Origin of the sequence: Streptomyces sp. NPDC051243 (genome assembly GCF_044455405.1) — a bacterium.
Taxonomy (GTDB): Bacteria; Actinomycetota; Actinomycetes; order Streptomycetales; family Streptomycetaceae; genus Streptomyces.
Map to the genome: position 1 here is coordinate 278,011 of NZ_JBITES010000009.1, position 17,479 is coordinate 295,489.

Genomic DNA, 17,479 nt, shown 5'->3' on the forward strand with positions numbered 1-17,479 from the left:
AAAGTTACGACCGTTCACCCCTTTTGGTGGCGCGATGGACAACCGTCCGTCGCGCCACCGCCTTGTCCGCATACGTTCGTCCCGCTGTGAGCCGCCGGGGGAACGGCGGCTCCCCTTACGGGAGATCGGGGGTGTACTCGTGCACATCGGACTGATCGCGGAGGGTGGCTATCCGTATGTGAGCGGTGACGCCGGCCTCTGGTGCGACCGGCTCGTGCGCGGGCTCGGACAGCACGAGTTCGACATCTACGCGCTCAGCCGCAGCGAGCGCCAGGAGGCCGAGGGCTGGGTCCCGCTGCCGCCGCAGGTCAACCGCGTGCGTACGGCGCCGCTGTGGACGGCGGAGGACGACGGTGTGGGGTACGGGCGCCGCGCGCGCCGACGGTTCACCGAGTGCTACGGCGAGCTGGTGGCCGTGCTCTGCGCGGGCAGTGCCATGGACGGTGCCGGACCACCCGAGGACACGTCCGCCACTGAGGCGGACCGTTTCGGCAACGCGCTGTACGGGCTCGCCGAACTCGCCCGCGACGAGGGCGGACTGGTGGGAGCGCTCCGCTCGGAAGCCGCCGTACGCGCCCTGGAGCGCGCCTGCCGGGCGCGCGGTGCCACGAGCGCAGCGCGTGAGGCGCGTGTACCCGATCTGCTGGCCGTCGCCGCGCACCTGGAACGCGCCCTGCGCCCCCTCTCGCTCGACTGGTACGAGGACGACGGTCTGGGCTCGGTCGACCTGTGCCACGCGACCTCCGGCGGCGCCGCGGCCCTGCCCGGCCTGCTCGCCCACCACTTCTGCGACGTACCGCTGCTGCTGACCGAGTACGGCGTCCGGCTCCGCACGCACTATCTGGCCGCCACCGAGTCCTCGCCCGCCGTACGCGCGCTGCTCGCCGCCTTCCACGGCAGGCTCGCCGCCGAGACCTACACCCGGGCCACCCTCATCACCCCCGGCAACAGCCACGCCCGCCGCTGGCAGGAGCGCTGCGGCGCCGACCGCGGGAAGCTCCGCACGGTCTACCCCGGCATGGACGCCGCCCGCTTCGCGGAGGTCGGCGAGGCCCCGGAGTGCGCGGACCCGGACACCCTCGTCTGGGTCGGCCGGGTCGAGCCCGCCAAGGACCTGGTGTCGCTGCTGCACGCCTTCGCCGAGGTCCGCAAGGAGGAGCCGAAGGCCCGCCTGCGCATCGTCGGCGCCCCCTCGGGTCCCGAGGGGGTCGCCTACCTCGGCCACTGCAGGGCGCTGGCCGTACAGCTCTTCCCCGACGAGGCGGAGGGCCCGCACAAGGTCGGCGACAACCCCGTCTCCTTCGAGGAGATCGGCGGCCCGGAGATCCCGGCCCTCGCCGACGCGTACGCCTCGGGTGCCGTGACCGTCCTGTCCAGCGTCGTCGAGGGGTTCCCGATCGGCCTGGTCGAGGCGATGCTCTGCGGCCGCGCGACCGTGTCCACCGACGTGGGCGCGGTGGTGGAGGTCATCGGCGGCACCGGTCTCGTCGTACCACCGCGCAATCCGCGAGCGCTGGCGGAGGCATGCGTGGCCCTGCTGCGCGACCCCGAGCGCCGTGAACGCCTGGGCGCTGCCGCACGCGCGCGTGCGCTCGAACTGTTCACCGTCGAGCAGAACGTCGCGGCATTTCACGGCATTTACCTGGAGATCGTCTCGCGCACACCGGTCCGCCGAGTCATCCTCGACGGGGCCGGAGCCCCCCTGCCCTTCGCCGTCCCCGCCGAGGCCCATGTGCCCGGCCGCCTGACCGGGCGCACCGCACGCGTCGTGGCCCGCGGCGGCCCGGCCCGACCGACGGAAGCCCCCGTACGCGCCACCTCGCTGCCCGCGACGGAGGGGGCACGATGAGCGGCCTCGGCGGACTGGACCGCCCAGGAGCCCCGACCAGCCCTGGGGCATGGGACGAACGGTCCGAGGAGTGGCTCGAGGCGGAGCCGCACCCACGCGAAAGCGGAGCCGGCGTGACCGGCACCGCCGCCGGAGTGGATGAGCCTTCGGCCCGTGTGGGCGGGGCTGAGGGGTCCTCGGCCCGTGTCGGCGGGGCTGACGAGTCGTCAGCCGGTGTCGGTGAGGTCGGCGAGTCTTCGGGGCGTGTCGGCGGGGTTGGCGAGTCTTCGGCCGGTGTCCGTGGCGTTGGTGAGTCTTCGGCCGGTGTCCGTGGCGTTGGTGAGTCGTCGGGGCGTGTCGCTGGGGTCGGCGACTCCTCGGCCGGCGTCGGCGGGGCCGACAAGTCCTTCACCTCCGCCAGGGAACCGACCGCCGTCGGCCCTCGACCGGCCTCCACCCGCCGTACCGGTGCCGACCCCGTGAAGGCGCTGATGCACCGGCACCGCGACCTGTGCGAACGTGCGGTGGACCCCCTGGAGATCGCCGCCGGCCTGGAAGCCCACGGCATCACCGACCGCACCGCCGCGCGCTTCCTGCACCGGGACGTCTTCTCCCTGGCGGAGGAGATCTACGCCAGAGTGCCCCGGGACTCCGAGAAACCGCCTGGCGGCCAGCCCCTGACCACGCCCCGCGCCCGTGCCGACTGGCTGCTCCTCACCCTCCTCCCCGGAGCCCTCTGCGCGGCGGCCGTGACGGCCCTGCACCTCACCCACGGTCAGTCCCGGGTGATCGCCGCCGCGGTGGGAGCCCTGGCCGTCGCCCTCGCCCTGCGCGCGGCCCTGGCCCGTGGCCCGCTCGCCGCCACGGACCGCACGAACCCGACCGCCACCCGGACCTCCTGGCTCATCGCCTACGCCCTCCTCGGCGACGGACTCCTCCGGGCAGCAGTCACCGGAGGCCCCGACACCCTCCCCACCGGCGCCGCCGACGGCCCCTGGCCCTTCACCACCGCACCCGTCCTGGCCCTCACCCTCTCCTGCGCCCCGGCGGCCTGGTGCGCCCACCTCCTCGCCGTTCGCGCCCGCCGCAAACTGGCGGCCAGCCGAGGCCTGGAGGAGTTCGCCACCTCCGCGAAACCCCTGCTCCTGGGCATCTTCGCCCTCTACCTCGGCGCCCTGACGGCCCTGCTGACCCTGACCACCACCGCCCTGGACGAGCCGGCCGCCTACCCCCAGACCCTCACCCTGGGCGCCCTGCTCCTCCTCGCCCGCCTCCTCACCACCCACGGGTTCACCCACGCCCCCGCACTCGTCCTCACCGCCACAGCCTCGGCCGAGGCGACAGCCCTGCTCACCCTCTTCGCGGCCCGCCTCCCCGGCTGTGCCTGGCTGGCCACGCCCGTACAGGCCCTGATCGACACGTGGGGCACGGCCGCAGTCCCCACCATCGCCTGCGGTGCGGGCGCGCTGACCCTCCTGCTCCACGCCACACGCACCCTCACCAGGGCGTCCGCACACATGACGCGGGACCAGCCGTGGTGACGCGCCACCAAGTCGCCCCACCGGGACGCGACCCACAACGCACCGTCACCGTTGGGCGCTGTGCGCACCTCCACTCGGCGGCGTCATGGACCGCAGCGGGCGTACGCGCCCGCATACCCGCTGAAGCCCCCTTCCTGAAGACCGCCCGATGCCAACGGCGGTGGCTCTTGCCGTCCGCATTTCTTGCCGTCCGCATTTCTGCCCGTCCGGCTTTCTTGCAGTCCGGCCTTATTGAAAATCCCCTCCCTGACGCCCTTGAACGGAGACCTCAAATGATCACCTCCCGATCCGACCACCCCTCGGCAACGGGAGCCGCCCGATGAGAGTCCTGCTGATCGGAGCCAACGGCTACCTCGGCCGCTTCGTGGCCGACCGTCTCCTCGCCGACCCCGCCGTCCAGCTCACCGCGCTGGGCCGTGGCGACGACGCCGACGTCCGCTTCGACCTCGCGTCCGGCAGTCCTGGCGCCCTCACCCGCTTCCTCGACGCGGTCCACCCCGGCGTCGTGATCAACTGCGCGGGCGCCACCCGGGGCGGCGCCCGCGAACTCACCCGCCACAACACCGTCGCCGTGGCCACCGTCTGTGAGGCCCTGCGCCGCAGCGGCTGCGGCGCCCGCCTCGTCCAGATCGGCTGCGGCGCCGAGTACGGCCCGAGCCAGCCCGGCTCCTCCACGGCCGAGGACGCCGTCCCCCGCCCCGGCGGCCCGTACGGCGTCAGCAAACTCGCCGCCACCGAACTGGTCCTGGGATCCGGCCTGGACGCCGTGGTCCTGCGGGTCTTCTCACCCGCGGGCCCCGGCACACCGGCCGGCTCCCCTCTCGGCCGCCTCGCCGAGGCCATGCGCCGCGCCATGCAGTCCGGCGACGGCGAGCTCAAACTCACCGGTCTGGGCGCCCAGCGCGACTTCGTGGACGTCCGCGACGTGGCCCGCGCCGTCCACGCCGCCTCGCTCTCCGCTGCCCAGGGCGTCATCAACATCGGCTCGGGCCGTGCCGTCCGCCTCCGTGACGCCGCCGCGGTCCTCGCCCGCGTGGCCGGATACGGCGGTGCCCTCCATGAACTGGACGGTCCGCCCGGCCCGTTGCGTACCACCATCGGCCACCCCCGCGCCGACTCGGACCATGCGTCCCATGTGGGACACGGGTCCCATCCGGGCCACGCCGCCCCGGCCGCGTACCCGTACCCGGACGGCTGCGGCAGCTGGCAGCAGGCCGACGTGCGCACCGCACGCGACCGGCTCGGCTGGCGCCCCCGTATCAATCTCGAAGAGTCCCTGGGTGACATCTGGATGGAGGCGGCATGCCGCATCTGACCGGCACCACCCCGACCGCGTCGACCGCGCCGAGCACAGACCTCCGCACCGGCCTCGGCGTCCCCGGCTACGCCCACCCCCTTCTCGCTCCCACCGAGTGGGGCGAACTCACCCGCCCCGGCACCCCGGTGCACTGGGTCGTCCTGAACGTCGCCGACGGTCCCGGCACCCGCCCCGACACGCACTGCGTGCGGGCCGTCGAACAGCTCCGCACCGCGGGAGTCCGTGTCCTCGGCCGTCTCGACACGGCTCGCCTCGGCACCGCGCACCTCGGCACCGCCTCCGGCGCGCGTGCCTTCGGGGAGGTCGTCTCCGAGGCGCACCGGTACCTCGACTGGTACCGGGCCGACGGCTTCCTCCTGGACCGGTGCCCGGCCGACGGAGCCGCGCTGCCCGAGATCCGCCGCACGGCCACCACACTCCGTGCCTTGCGTGACAAGGCCCACATCGTGTTCGGCCACGGCACCCACCCGCACCCCGGCTATGCCGAGTGCGCCGACCAACTGGTCACCTTCCAGGGCTCCTGGAGCGACTACCGCTGGTCGCAGGTCGCGGAGTGGACGGCCGACTACCCACCCGACCGCTTCTGCCACTTCGTCCACGGCGTGCCGCTCGGCCACCTCGACGAGGCCCTGCGCATCGCCCGCTGGCAGGGCGCCGCGACGATCTGGTTCACCGACCGCACGGACCGCGGCGGCCGCACCGACCCCTGGGAGACCATGCCCGGCTACTGGGACGAAATCGTCTCGCGGATCGGAACAGGTGTCTCGGAATGAAAAAGCCCGTGGCAGTGTTACGGGGAGAACAACTGTAGTGATCGACCGACCAACGGAGTCCCCGTGTCGCTGCCACCCCTGGTCGAGCCGGCCCCCGAGCTCACCGTAGACGAGGTTCGCAGGTACTCCCGCCACCTGATCATCCCCGACGTGGGGATGGACGGGCAGAAGCGGCTGAAGAACGCCAAGGTGCTCTGTGTGGGCGCCGGCGGCCTGGGCTCCCCGGCGCTGATGTACCTGGCCGCCGCGGGCGTCGGCACGCTCGGCATCGTGGAGTTCGACGAGGTCGACGAGTCGAACCTGCAGCGCCAGATCATCCACAGCCAGTCCGACATCGGCCGCTCCAAGGCCGAGTCCGCGCGTGACTCCGTCCTCGGCATCAACCCGTACGTGAACGTGATCCTTCACGAGGAGCGGCTCGAGGCCGACAACGTGATGGACATCTTCAGCCAGTACGACCTGATCGTCGACGGCACGGACAACTTCGCGACCCGCTACCTGGTCAACGACGCCTGCGTGCTGCTGAACAAGCCGTACGTGTGGGGCTCGATCTACCGCTTCGACGGCCAGGCCTCGGTCTTCTGGTCCGAGCACGGCCCCTGCTACCGCTGCCTCTACCCGGAGCCCCCGCCGCCGGGCATGGTCCCCTCCTGCGCCGAGGGCGGCGTGCTGGGCGTGCTGTGCGCGTCCATCGGCTCCATCCAGGTCACCGAGGCCATCAAGGTCCTCACCGGCACCGGTGAGCCCCTGGTCGGCCGCCTGATGATCTACGACGCCCTGGAGATGCAGTATCGGCAGGTCAAGGTCCGCAAGGACCCCAACTGCGCGGTCTGCGGCGAGAACCCGACCGTCACCGAGCTCATCGACTACGAGGCCTTCTGCGGCGTCGTCTCCGAGGAGGCCCAGGAGGCGGCCGCCGGCTCCACGATCACTCCCAAGCAGCTCAAGGAGTGGATCGACGACGGCGAGAACATCGAGATCATCGACGTCCGCGAGATCAACGAGTACGAGATCGTCTCGATCCCCGGCGCCAAGCTGATCCCGAAGAACGAGTTCCTCATGGGCACCGCCCTGGAGTCCCTCCCGCAGGACAAGAAGATCGTCTTGCACTGCAAGACGGGTGTCCGCAGTGCGGAAGTCCTCGCGGTCCTGAAGTCCGCGGGCTTCGCCGACGCCGTGCACGTCGGCAGCGGCGTGATCGGCTGGGTCAACCAGATCGAGCCGCACAAGCCGGTCTACTGAGCACCGGCTCGTCCCGCTCTCCGGTCGGCGGGGGCTTTGGGCACCACGGGTGCCCGAAGCCCCCGCCGTCGTCATGAGCAGACCTTGCCGTCCTTCGGCACCGCTCCCTCCAGCAGGTAGGCGTTCACCGTGGAGTCGACGCAGTCGCTGCCCTTCCCGTACGCGGAGTGGCCCTCGCCCTTCCAGGTGAGCACCACGCCGACGCCCTTGCCCAGTTCGTCCGCCATCCTCCGGGTGCCCTCGTAGGGCGTCGCCGGGTCGCCGGTGTTGCCCACGAGCAGGATCGGTGCGGAACCCGGCGCACTCACCTCCGGAGTGTCGTACTGCCCGGGCACCGGCCAGTCGTAGCACCAGCCGGACGTGTCCCAGCCCAGCATGGGTCCGAACACGGGTGAGACCTTCTCGAAGCGTGGCAGCAGTTTCTTCGTCTCCTCGACCGTCGGCCGCTGCTTGTCGTCCAGGCACGATATGACCCGTTGGGAGTGGGTCCCCGTGGCGTAGTGGCCGGAGGTGTCGCGGTCGTTGTAGTCGTCGGCGAGCGCCAGGAGCTCCGAGCCGTCGCCCTCTTCGGCCGCCTCCAGGGCGCTCGTCAGCGTCGGCCAGCTTCCCTCGCTGTAGAGCGGATTGAGGAGGCCGATGAGCGCGAGCGTCTCCGTGAGCTTGCGTCCGGAGGACGTCGGCAGCGGATTCGCGTCGATCCGCTTCAGCATGTTCACGATCTTCTGCGAGCCTTCGCCGGCGTTCTGGCCGGTGGACTCGAGATAGTTGTCGAGCGCGCGCTGGAAGCCCCGGGCCTGGTTCTCGACGTGCCCCTTCGAGTCGGCGCTCGGGTCGGCGACGGCGTCCAGGATCAGGCGACCCACGTTCTTCGGGAACAGGTGTGCGTAGACACCGCCGAGTTCGGTGCCGTAAGAGATGCCGAAGTAGTGCGTCTTCGAGTCGCCTAGGACCTGGCGCATCAGGTCCATGTCGCGGGCGGTGTCGGTGGTCGATACATGTGCCATCAGCCTGCCTGCGGACTTCTGGCAGCCCTGGCCGAAGGCGGCGGCATCCCGGAAGTACGCCGTCTCCTCGGCAGGGGTGTCCGGCGTGATGTCCACGGACTCGGAGGCCTCGATCTCCTTGTCGCTGCGGCAGCGGACGCCTTCACTCGAGGCCACCCCGCGCGGGTCCCAGCTCACCAGGTCGTACCGCTCGCGCAGCTCGGACGCGGTCGAGGCGTACCACGGCAGCGTGGAAACCCCTGAGCTGCCCGGGCCGCCGAAGTTGAACAGGAGCGAGCCGATGCGGTCGTCGCCGGTCGCCTTGGCACGGATCAGCGCCAGGTCGATCGTCCTGCCGTCCGGTTCGGCCCAGTCCAGCGGGGTCTTGAGCGTCGCGCACTGCCACTCGTCGCCCGGCGCGGGGGAGTCACCGGTGGCCTTGCAGCGCCCCCAGTCGAGCTTCTGCGAGGTCAGCGAGGAGGGCAGGGGGTTCGTCGCCGAGTCCGCGGACGCCGCCGGTGAACTCGGCCCGCCGGTCCTCCCGTCGGTCGCGCCGCCTTCGGACGAGCCGCCGCTGCAGCCCGTCACCAGCAGCGCGGCGGCGGCCGTCAGGGCAGTCCACCGTACGAAACGCGCCATGTCGCTTCCCCCCTCGCAGGCCGTCCGCTCTGTGCCGCGGATGGCGGTCAGGCCATGGTAGGCGGATCGGGAAACAGCCGTCGCAGCCTGTGGATAACTCTCTGACCTGCGGATTCGAGCTCCTCAATGCGAATCAGGAGCACACCGTTCCTGCCGCGGGCACCTTCCCGTCCAGCAGGTAACCGTTCACCGCGTCCTGCACGCACCTGTTCTTGCTGTTGTACGCCCCGTGTCCCTGCCCCTTGTACGTCAGCTCGACGCCCACCCCCTTGCCCAGCGACTCCACCATCCGCCGTGCGCCCTGGTACGGCGTGGCCGGATCGCCCGTGTTGCCCACGACGAGGATCGGTGCCGACCCGGGCGCGCTGACGTCGGGGTGGTCGGCGGCGCCCGCGACGGGCCAGTCGGTGCAACTGAGCAAGGACCAGGCAAAGGAGTCGCCGAACAGGTTCGAGGCGGCCCGGAACTCGGGCAGCCTCCGCTCTGCGTACTCGGCTGTGTAGCGGGGTGCGTCGTCGGAGCAGTTGACCGACAGGTTGGCCGGGATGATGTTGCTGTACTCGCCGTTCTCCTTGCGTCCGTGGCTCAGGTCGGCCAATTGCATCAGGGTGCCGCCGTCACCTTCGTACGCCAGCACCAGGCCCTGCGTGAGCAACTGCCAGTAGTCCTTCTTGTACAGCGACTGCAAGATGCCGGAGGTCGCGGCGGTCTGGGTCAGATCGCGCGGGAAGATGCCCTGGATCGGCTTGCTGTCGAGGTCCTTGAGCAGCTTGGCGATGCGGTCCTTGACGTCCTGGGCGGTGTCGCCGATCGGGCACGCCTCGGCCTTGGACACGCAGTCCGCGGCGAAGTTGTCGAGCGCGAGCTGAAAGCCCCGGGCCTGCGTGAGCGAACCCTGCTCGGGATTCTCCGTCGGGTCGACAACCGCGTCGAAGACGGCGCGTCCGACGTTCTTGGGGAACAGGTGGGCGTAGACGCCGCCGAGTTCGGTGCCGTACGAGATGCCGAAGTAGTGAAGTTTGTCGTCGCCGAGCACCTGGCGCATCAGGTCCAGGTCACGGGCGGCGTCGGTGGTGCGCACATGCGGCAGCATCTCCTCCGAGTTCTCTTCGCACGCATCGTTGAACTCCTTGATGCTTTCGAGCATTTCGGCCCGCTCGACGGCGTCCTCCGGTGTGGCGTCCTGCTGGAAGAAGGCGTCGAGGTGCTGGTCGTTCGCACACAGCACGGGCTCGCTGCGGCCGACCCCGCGGGGATCGAAACTCACCAGGTCGTAGCGGGTGCGCAGCTTGTCGTACGTGTCGCCGAAGCTGGGGAGCGTAAAGACGCCCGAACTGCCGGGCCCGCCGAAGTTGAAGATCAGCGAGCCGATGCGCCGGTTCTGGTCGCCGGCCTTCACCCGGATCAGCTCGATGCCGATCGTGTCGCCCTTGGGATCGTCCCAGTCGAGGGGTGCCTTCATCGTGGCGCACTGCCATGTGCCGTCGTCCGGCAGAGGCGACGGACTGCCCCCGCCGCCCTGCGCCTGGGAGGGAGCGGGGCAGTCCTCCCAGCTCAGCTCCTGGACGGTCAGATCCTCGTCCCCGGAGTCGTCGTCGCTGCAGCCGGTCGGCAGGGAGATCAGCAGCAGTGCGGTGGTGGCCAGGGCAACGGCGCGTATCCACGGCGGGTTCGGCATAGTCCCATCCTGCGGTCGCACCTGGCGGGGCGCTCGGGGCGCGAGCCGTACGAGGTACTACTGCGCCGCACCGCTTCCGTGCCCTCTCGGTGCGCTGCCCCGCGCTACAGCGCGCCCTTGCGGGTCAGATGGTTGAAGGCCAGCCAACCCGGCAGCACCGGCAGCCACAGCGTCAGCAGGCGGAACAGCAGCACCGCGGGTGCGGCGACCTCGCTGGGCAGGCCCACGGCGATCAGACCGACGGTCAGCGTCGCCTCCACGGCGCCCACGCCGCCCGGTGTCGGGGCCGCCGAGCCGAGCGCGTTGCCCGCGAGGAAGACGACGGCCACGCTGGCGATGCTGAGCGAGGTGCCCTCGCTGCCGAAGGCCCGGATCGAGGCGTCCAGGCACAGCACGAAGCAGGCGGTCAGCAGCAGCATGCCGCCGATGCCCGTGACCAGCTTCTGCGGCCGCTGGAGCACGTCGAGCATGCGCGGCACGACACCCGCGAACAGTGACCTCACGCGCGTGACGACGAATTTCCGCAGGAACGGCACCGAGGTCACGACAAGCACCAGGACGGCCACCGTCAGCAGACCCGCGATGACGGTCCGGGACGGCGACAGTGACGGCGTCTTCTCGGTGCCGGTGAGATAGCCGAAAGCCAGCAGCATCAGGATGTGGCAGCCGAGCCCGAACAGCTGCGACGCGCCGACGCTCGCCACCGCGAGCCCCGGCCGCACTCCCGCGCGCTGCAGGAAGCGGGTGTTGAGGGCGACGCCACCGACCGCGGCCGGCGCGACGATCTTCACGAACGATCCGGCGACCTGCGCCGCCACGGTACGCCGGAACGGCACCCGCTCGGGCACGAACCCCAGCAGAGCCATCGCCGCCGCGATGTAGCTGGCGGCCGAGAACAGCACGGCCGCGGCCACCCAGCCCCACTGGGCGTTGGACACGAGCGGGCCGAACTCGATGTGCGTGAGCTGCGTCAGCAGGAAGTACGCGCCGATGGCTCCGGCGATGAAGCTGATCAGCGTGCGCGGCCGTACCCGCTCCAGGCGGGCCGGCTCGACCGGCGCCTGCGGCCTGATCAGCAGTACCTCGTGGCGGATCTGCGTGAGCAGGTCCTCCTCGCGTGCTTCGTACACGGCCTCGTCGATGGCCCGCTTCTCGGCCCGCGCCTGTGCCCGTACGGTCTTCTTGTCCGGCTTGTCGAATACGGCCCCGGAGTCGTCCGTGACCTCCTCGCTGCGGGCCTGCTTGGCGTGCCGGGACGCCTCCAGCACCGCCTCACGCTCGCGCTGGGCGCGCTCCCGGGCGAGTCTGCGCAGCGTCGCGCGCGTGGAGCGGCTCAGCGCGATGGGCTGCAGCATCGGCAGACAGTCGGCCACGGCGTCGGGGCCGAGCACACTCACCGCCGAGGCCACCGCGCGTTCGGCGCCGACCCGCAGGCCGAGCGTCACCAGCAACTGGGAGATGTCCATGCGCAGCAGCAGATTGTTGGCCGCGATCTCCCCGATGCGCAGATCTGTGATGATCACTTTGCCGGAACGATCCACCAGAATCGCGTCACCCACCAGCCTGCGGTGCGCGATGCGCCGGGACTGCAGCGCCTTGACCTGGTGCCAGGTGCCGCGCAGCAGCTCGTCGGTGATCTCCTCGTCCGGCAGCGAGTCCAGGGTGTGCCCGCCGGTGTGCTCGTACACGAGCATCACGGCGTCGGGGCCCAGCTCGGAGGTGGCGATCAGCTTGGGGGCGTTGGCGCCGGCCGCGATGGCGGCGTAGGCGAGCAGCGCCTCCTGCTCCAGGGCCTGGCGCAGCGACTGGAGGCTGCTGCGGGTGGCGAAGCCGCGGAGCGTCAGATTCCGCCACGCGCGATAGAAGAAGCCCTGAGCCTGCTGCTCCCGGTCGACGACCGTCACATCCAGCGGCGGGCCGTCCTCCAGGGTGACGAAGTAGCGCCGGCCGCGGTCGCCGGTCTCCTGCGTGTCGGAGCCCTCCTCACGGGCCGCGCTCACCGGACGGAAGCCGACGTGCCTGAGGCCTGCCATCAGGGTCCGCCCGGTGGGTCGGACGTTGGGCGAGCCGACCGCGTACAGGGTGCCGTAGGCGACGGTCCAGCCGATCAGCAGCGTCAGGATGATCGAGAACGGCGTGGTGTAGCCGGTGACCAGCATGGAGAAGGCGTACAGGACCAGCACCGCCCACAGGACCGCACGCCAGCGGGGTCTGCGGGACATGCCGACCGCGGTCATGTACGCGATGACCGGGGCAAGATAGCCGTGCACCGGGTCGGTGAGGGAGCCGACGTCACCGGGTGAGGGCTGGGTCAGCGCGTCCCGGATGGAGTCCGGGGCGGCTCGCGCGACCCACAGGTCCGTGGCGAGCGTCACTCCGTGCGCGAGGACGGCCGCGAGGACGCCGTCCGCGATGCGCAGCCCGTCCCGCTTGATCAGCCGCTCGATCGCGAAGGCGACCGGCACCAGCAGGATCGCGATGCTGGACACCAGCCCGGCCATCTTGCTGAACACGTCGGGCGCCTGTCCGGTGCCCTTGTTGATGTCCTGCTCGAGACCCGAGGTGGTGCCGTGCGCGAACGCGGCGATCGCGAGCAGCAGGGCGATGCCCAGCACGCCCACCAGGAGCCGCATCAGGTCGGAGGGGCGGTGCACGCGCGCGGGGAGCAGCGGTTCGTCGCCCTCGACCTCGTCGACGTGGGTCTCCTCGATGTCGTACGCGGCCTTGCCCTCGACGGCCTTGCGGCCGACGTCGCTCGTGGCGGCGTCCTTACCGGCCTCGCGACCGGTGGTGCTCGCGTCGGCCCGCTTCTCTGTCTCGCGGCCCGTGTCGCTCGTGTCGGCGTCCTTCCCGACCTCGTGCTTCACGCTGCCCTCGCCTTCGCCGCCGGCCTTCTGCGCGGCGTTCGCGGTGCCCGGGCGCGACGAAGCGTCAGAGGTGCTCTCCGTGCCCTCCGGGTGCACACCCTGTTGCTTCATCGTCTCTTCTTGATCTCGTATCACCAGTCACCGCCCGCATGATGGTGGCATGCCGCACCGACACACGGGGGCATCAGGGTGCAAATGCGGGGTCGCACAGTCTGCCCGAAGCGTCGCCGCGGAGCGAGGGATACGCACAGTGGCGAGCGCGTCACATTGTCGGTGGGGTGGGGCAGGATGGGGCGGATGAGCGAGGAGAGCCTTCCGGGCGACGCCCGTCCGGCGTACGACACCGCCCATGAGGAGTACCCGGACGCGCTGCCGGAGTACGCCGAGCGCGTCCTCGAGGTCGCCGAACTGATCCCGCCGGGGCGCGTCATGACGTACGGGGACGTCGCCGAGTGGCTGGAGGAGGGCGGGCCCCGCCAGGTCGGCAGGGCGATGGCCCTCTACGGCGGAGCCGTTCCGTGGTGGCGGGTGGTCCGCTCCGACGGGATCCTGCTGCCCGGCCACGAGCTGAGAGCCCTGGAGCACTACCGTGCGGAGGGCACGCCTCTGAAGGAGGCGAGCAGGGCCGCCGAGGGCCACCTGCCGCGCCTCGACATGAAGCGGGCGCGCTGGGACGGCGGTGAACGCGCACAGGGTCACACCTGACAGCTTCCGACATCCGACCGTCCTCGGTGTGACCTGTGATCCGTACGGGGGAAGCCGGGCACGTCCGTGACATGACGTACGTTCGTGAGGCGAGGGACGCACGTGGCCCGAGTGCCCGGAGGGATGAATCGGAAGCCCTGCTTCCGCCCCGCTCCCCGGCGTAGCGTCAACGGCGCGTGCACCCCTCGCCCCGCGGCCACCGCCCTCCACGCGCGAGGGGCCACCCACCCAGCACACCCACCAGGACCGGCGAACCACGTGAGCTCCTCTTCCTCCACCAGGCGCCTGTCGCACCCCCAGGTGCGACAGGGGACCCGTGGCGCTTACCGGCTGGTGCGGACCCCTGTCGAGCAAGTGGCTCCCCCTCATCTGGACGCGGCACAGCGCGTGGTGGTTGACCACGCCACCGGCCCGATGCTCGTCCTCGCAGGTCCGGGCACCGGAAAGACCACCACGTTGGTCGAGTCCGTGGCGGCGCGCATCGCCCGCGGCGGCGACCCCGAGCGCATCCTGGTGCTGACCTTCAGCCGCAGGGCCGCCGTGGAACTGCGCGACCGCATGGCCCTGCGCATAGGGGCGGCCAGAGCGCCCCAGGCGACCACGTTCCACTCCTTTTGCTACGCCCTGGTCCGTGCCCACCAGGACAGCGACCTGTTCGTGGAGCCGTTGCGGCTGCTGTCCGGCCCCGAGCAGGACGTGACCGTACGGGAGCTGCTCGCCGGCCAGCCCGACCTGGAGCGGCTCGGTCTGGCGCACGTGCGCTGGCCGGACGAACTGCGTGCCTGCCTGACCACCCGCGGCTTCGCCGACGAGGTCCGCGCGGTCCTCGCCCGCAGCCGTGAGCTGGGCCTCGGCCCCGAAGCCCTGGACGCCTTCGCCCGCCGTATCGGCCGCCCCGACTGGCGCGCCGCCGCCTCCTTCCTCGCCGAGTACCTCGACGTGCTCGACATGCAGGGCGTGCTCGACTACGCCGAGCTGGTCCACCGCGCGGTGCTCCTGGCCCGCCGCCCCGAGGCCGCCGCGCGGCTCGCGGCGCAGTACGACGCCGTGTACGTCGACGAGTACCAGGACACCGATCCGGCCCAGGTACGACTGCTGCGCGCCCTCGCGGGCGGCGGCCGCACCCTGGTCGCCTTCGGCGACCCCGACCAGTCGATCTACGCGTTCCGGGGCGCCGACGTGAACGGCATCCTGGAGTTCCCGCACGCCTTCCCACGCGCGGACGGCCGCCCCGCGCCCGTCGAGGTCCTGCGCACCTCGCGCCGCTCCGGTGCCGCCCTGCTGTCCGCGACCCGGCTGCTGACCCAGCGCATGCCGCTGACCCGGCTCCCGGCGGAGAAAGTACGCGCCCACCGAGAGCTCGCCCCGGTCCGTGAGGGCGGACGCGTCGAGGTCTTCACGTATCCGACGCCCGGCACGGAGCTGGACAACATCGCCGACATCCTGCGCAGGGCGCACCTGGAGGACGGCGTCCCCTGGGGCGAGATGGCCGTCCTGGTGCGTGCGGGGTCCCGCACGATCCCGACCGTGCGCCGGGCGCTCACGGCCGCCGGGGTGCCGCTGGACATCGACGGCGACGACCTGCCACTGCGGCACGAGCCGTCCGTGGCACCACTGCTGACGGCGTTGCGGGCGGTGGCCACAGCTGAGGCGTCGGTGGCGTCGGTGGCCTCGGCGAAGAATTCGACAGCCAGGGCGGAGGCCGCGGTGGCCCCGGCGGAGGCTGCGGTGGTCATGGGTGCGGAGGCTTCGGCGCGTCCCGACGACGAGGCTCACGCCGAGGGGCCGGAGGGGCCGGAGGGGCCGGAGGGGCCGGAGGGGCCGGAGGGGCCGGAGGAGGGTAAGCCGGGGCGCTTGGAGGAGCCGGAGTCGGGGCAGCCGGAGGACGCCGAGCTGGAGCCGCCAGCGGAACCCAGGTCGGGGCAGCCGGAGGGCCCGGCGCCGTGCTGGCTCGACACCGGGACCGCCCTCACCCTGCTCGCCTCCCCCCTCGCCGGCATGGACGCCGCCGACCTGCGCCGCCTCGGGCGGGCGCTGCGGGACGAGGAGCGGGCCGCGGGCAACCCCTTGCCGCCGCCCTCGGACGAACTGCTCGCGCGGGCGCTGGCCGAGCCGGAGCGGCTCGCGGTGCACGACCCCACGTACGCGCGTGGCGCCCAGCGCCTCGGCGCGCTGCTCCGCAAGGCCCGTGAGCGCCTCGCGGGCGGCGGTACCGCCGAGGAGGCGCTGTGGGACCTCTGGGAGGGCACGCCGTGGCCCGCGCGCCTGGAGCGCACCGCCCGCCGCGGCGGCGCGGCCGGCCGCAACGCCGACCGTGACCTGGACGCCGTGTGCGCGCTGTTCGCGACCGCGGCCCGCGCGGAGGAGCGCACCGGCGGGCGGGGCGCACTGAACTTCCTGGAGGAGATCGAGGCCGAGGACATCGCCGCCGACACCCTCACGCGGCGTGCGGTACGTCACGACGCCGTGCGCCTGATGACCGCGCACCGCTCCAAGGGCCTGGAGTGGCGCCTGGTCGTCGTCGCGGGCGTCCAGGAGGGCCTGTGGCCGGACCTGCGCCGCCGCGGCTCCCTCCTGGAGGCCGACCGCATCGGCCGCGACGGACTCGCCGAACCCCTCACCCCGGGGGCGCTGCTGGCGGAGGAACGCCGCCTGTTCTACGTCGCTGCCACACGCGCGCGTGAGCGCCTCGTCGTGACGGCGGTGAAGGCCCCGGCCGACGACGGCGACCAGCCCTCCCGCTTCCTGACCGAGCTCGGCGTGGAGCCAAAGGACGTGACGGGCCGCCCGCGCCGGCCGCTCTCCGTCGCCGCGCTCGTCGCCGAACTGCGGGCCACGACGGTCGACCCGCGCGCGTCGGACGCCCTCAGGGAGGCGGCCGCACGCCGGCTGGCCCGGCTCGCCGCGCTCGCCGACGAGGACGGCCGCCCGCTCGTCCCGTCCGCGCACCCCTACCGCTGGTGGGGCATGTTCGAGCCGACCGAGTCCAAGGTGCCGTTGCGCAACCGCGACCAGCCCGTCGTGCTCTCCGGAAGCGCCCTCGAACAGCTCGCCAACACCTGTGCCCTGCAGTGGTTCCTGGGCCGCGAGGTGAAGGCCGACGCGCCCGCGACAGCCGCCCAGGGCTTCGGCAACGTGGTGCACGTCCTCGCCGACGAGGTCGCCTCCGGGCACACCCCGGCCGACCTCGCCGTCCTCATGGAGCGCCTCGACTCCGTGTGGAACGCGCTTGCCTTCGACGCGCCGTGGAAGTCGGCACAGGAGAAGGACAACGCGCGCGTGGCGCTCGAACGCTTCCTGAAGTGGCATGTGATGGACCGCTCGGGGCGCACACCCGTGGCGAGCGAGCACGACTTCGACGTGACCCTGGAGGCCGGCGACTTCGAGGTGCGCATCCGCGGCCAGATGGACCGCGTCGAGGCCGACGGCGAAGGACGCGCCTACGTCGTCGACTTCAAGACCGGCAAGCAGGCACCGAGCGCCGCCGAGGTGGCCCGCCACCCGCAGCTCGCCGTCTATCAGCTCGCCGTCCGCGAGGGCGCCGTCGACGAGGCCTTCGACGGCGTACGACCCGACCCGGGCGGCGCCGAACTCGTCCAGCTGCGCCAGGGCGCCGCCAAGCGGGACGGCGGAGAGACGCTGCCCAAGGTGCAGGGGCAGGAGCCCCTGGACGGCCCGGAGGGGGAGTGGGTCGGCGAGCTGCTGGCCACGGCGGCGGGCAAGGTCCTCGACGAGCGGTTCACGCCCAGCGCGGGCCAGCACTGCACACACTGCGCGTTCCGGGCGTCGTGCAGCGCGCGGCCCGAGGGACGGCACGTGGTCGAGTGAGGCATCGTCCAAGACGTCGCCCGACATATCGTCAGAAACCGGAGTGAGCGATCACACCACCCGTGCTGACCTGCGCC

At 71.9% G+C, this 17,479-nt stretch carries 10 protein-coding genes; 7 read left to right on the plus strand and 3 right to left on the minus strand.

Features of this window, described 5'->3' with window-relative positions; translation table 11 throughout:
• The first annotated feature begins 139 nt into the window (after nucleotides 1-139).
• From ACIBAG_RS24370 to moeZ, 5 genes are all read left to right on the plus strand, one after another.
• Complete coding sequence (locus tag ACIBAG_RS24370; RefSeq protein WP_399107600.1) at nucleotides 140-1,849, plus strand: DUF3492 domain-containing protein; 1,710 nt, start codon at nucleotides 140-142, stop codon at nucleotides 1,847-1,849.
• Nucleotides 1,846-3,369 (plus strand): hypothetical protein, encoded by a 1,524-nt coding sequence (locus tag ACIBAG_RS24375; protein ID WP_399107601.1) that lies wholly within the window; start codon nucleotides 1,846-1,848, stop codon nucleotides 3,367-3,369. The genes ACIBAG_RS24370 and ACIBAG_RS24375 overlap by 4 nt, the downstream gene beginning before the upstream one ends.
• 319 nt (nucleotides 3,370-3,688) lie before the next feature.
• Nucleotides 3,689-4,684 (plus strand): NAD-dependent epimerase/dehydratase family protein, encoded by a 996-nt coding sequence (locus ACIBAG_RS24380; protein WP_399107602.1) that lies wholly within the window; start codon nucleotides 3,689-3,691, stop codon nucleotides 4,682-4,684.
• On the plus strand, nucleotides 4,672-5,460 hold the full coding sequence (locus ACIBAG_RS24385) for a spherulation-specific family 4 protein (RefSeq protein ID WP_399107603.1): 789 nt from the start codon (nucleotides 4,672-4,674) through the stop codon (nucleotides 5,458-5,460). The genes ACIBAG_RS24380 and ACIBAG_RS24385 overlap by 13 nt, the downstream gene beginning before the upstream one ends.
• 63 nt (nucleotides 5,461-5,523) lie before the next feature.
• The gene (gene moeZ, locus ACIBAG_RS24390; protein ID WP_399107604.1) at nucleotides 5,524-6,702 is read left to right on the plus strand and encodes an adenylyltransferase/sulfurtransferase MoeZ; all 1,179 of its coding nucleotides are present in this window, start codon (nucleotides 5,524-5,526) and stop codon (nucleotides 6,700-6,702) included.
• Nucleotides 6,703-6,773: 71 nt separating this feature from the next.
• Here moeZ and ACIBAG_RS24395 read toward each other — a convergent pair whose 3' ends face one another.
• The 3 genes from ACIBAG_RS24395 to ACIBAG_RS24405 form a co-directional block, all read right to left on the minus strand.
• On the minus strand, nucleotides 6,774-8,324 hold the full coding sequence (locus ACIBAG_RS24395) for an alpha/beta fold hydrolase (RefSeq protein ID WP_399107605.1): 1,551 nt from the start codon (nucleotides 8,322-8,324) through the stop codon (nucleotides 6,774-6,776).
• 133 nt (nucleotides 8,325-8,457) lie between these two features.
• Nucleotides 8,458-10,002, minus strand: a complete 1,545-nt coding sequence (locus tag ACIBAG_RS24400) for an alpha/beta hydrolase (protein WP_399107606.1) — start codon at nucleotides 10,000-10,002, stop codon at nucleotides 8,458-8,460.
• A gap of 104 nt (nucleotides 10,003-10,106) precedes the next feature.
• A complete protein-coding gene (locus tag ACIBAG_RS24405; protein WP_399107607.1) occupies nucleotides 10,107-12,980 on the minus strand; it encodes a lysylphosphatidylglycerol synthase domain-containing protein in 2,874 nt (957 codons plus the stop codon).
• A 186-nt stretch (nucleotides 12,981-13,166) separates the two neighbouring features.
• Between ACIBAG_RS24405 and ACIBAG_RS24410 the strand changes: the two genes are divergently transcribed.
• Both ACIBAG_RS24410 and ACIBAG_RS24415 read left to right on the plus strand, forming a co-directional pair.
• Entirely contained in the window at nucleotides 13,167-13,574 is a 408-nt protein-coding gene (locus ACIBAG_RS24410) for an MGMT family protein (protein ID WP_399107608.1), read from the plus strand.
• A 258-nt stretch (nucleotides 13,575-13,832) separates the two neighbouring features.
• Nucleotides 13,833-17,402, plus strand: coding sequence for an ATP-dependent helicase (locus tag ACIBAG_RS24415; protein WP_399107609.1), 3,570 nt, complete (start codon nucleotides 13,833-13,835; stop codon nucleotides 17,400-17,402).
• Nucleotides 17,403-17,479 lie beyond the last annotated feature (77 nt).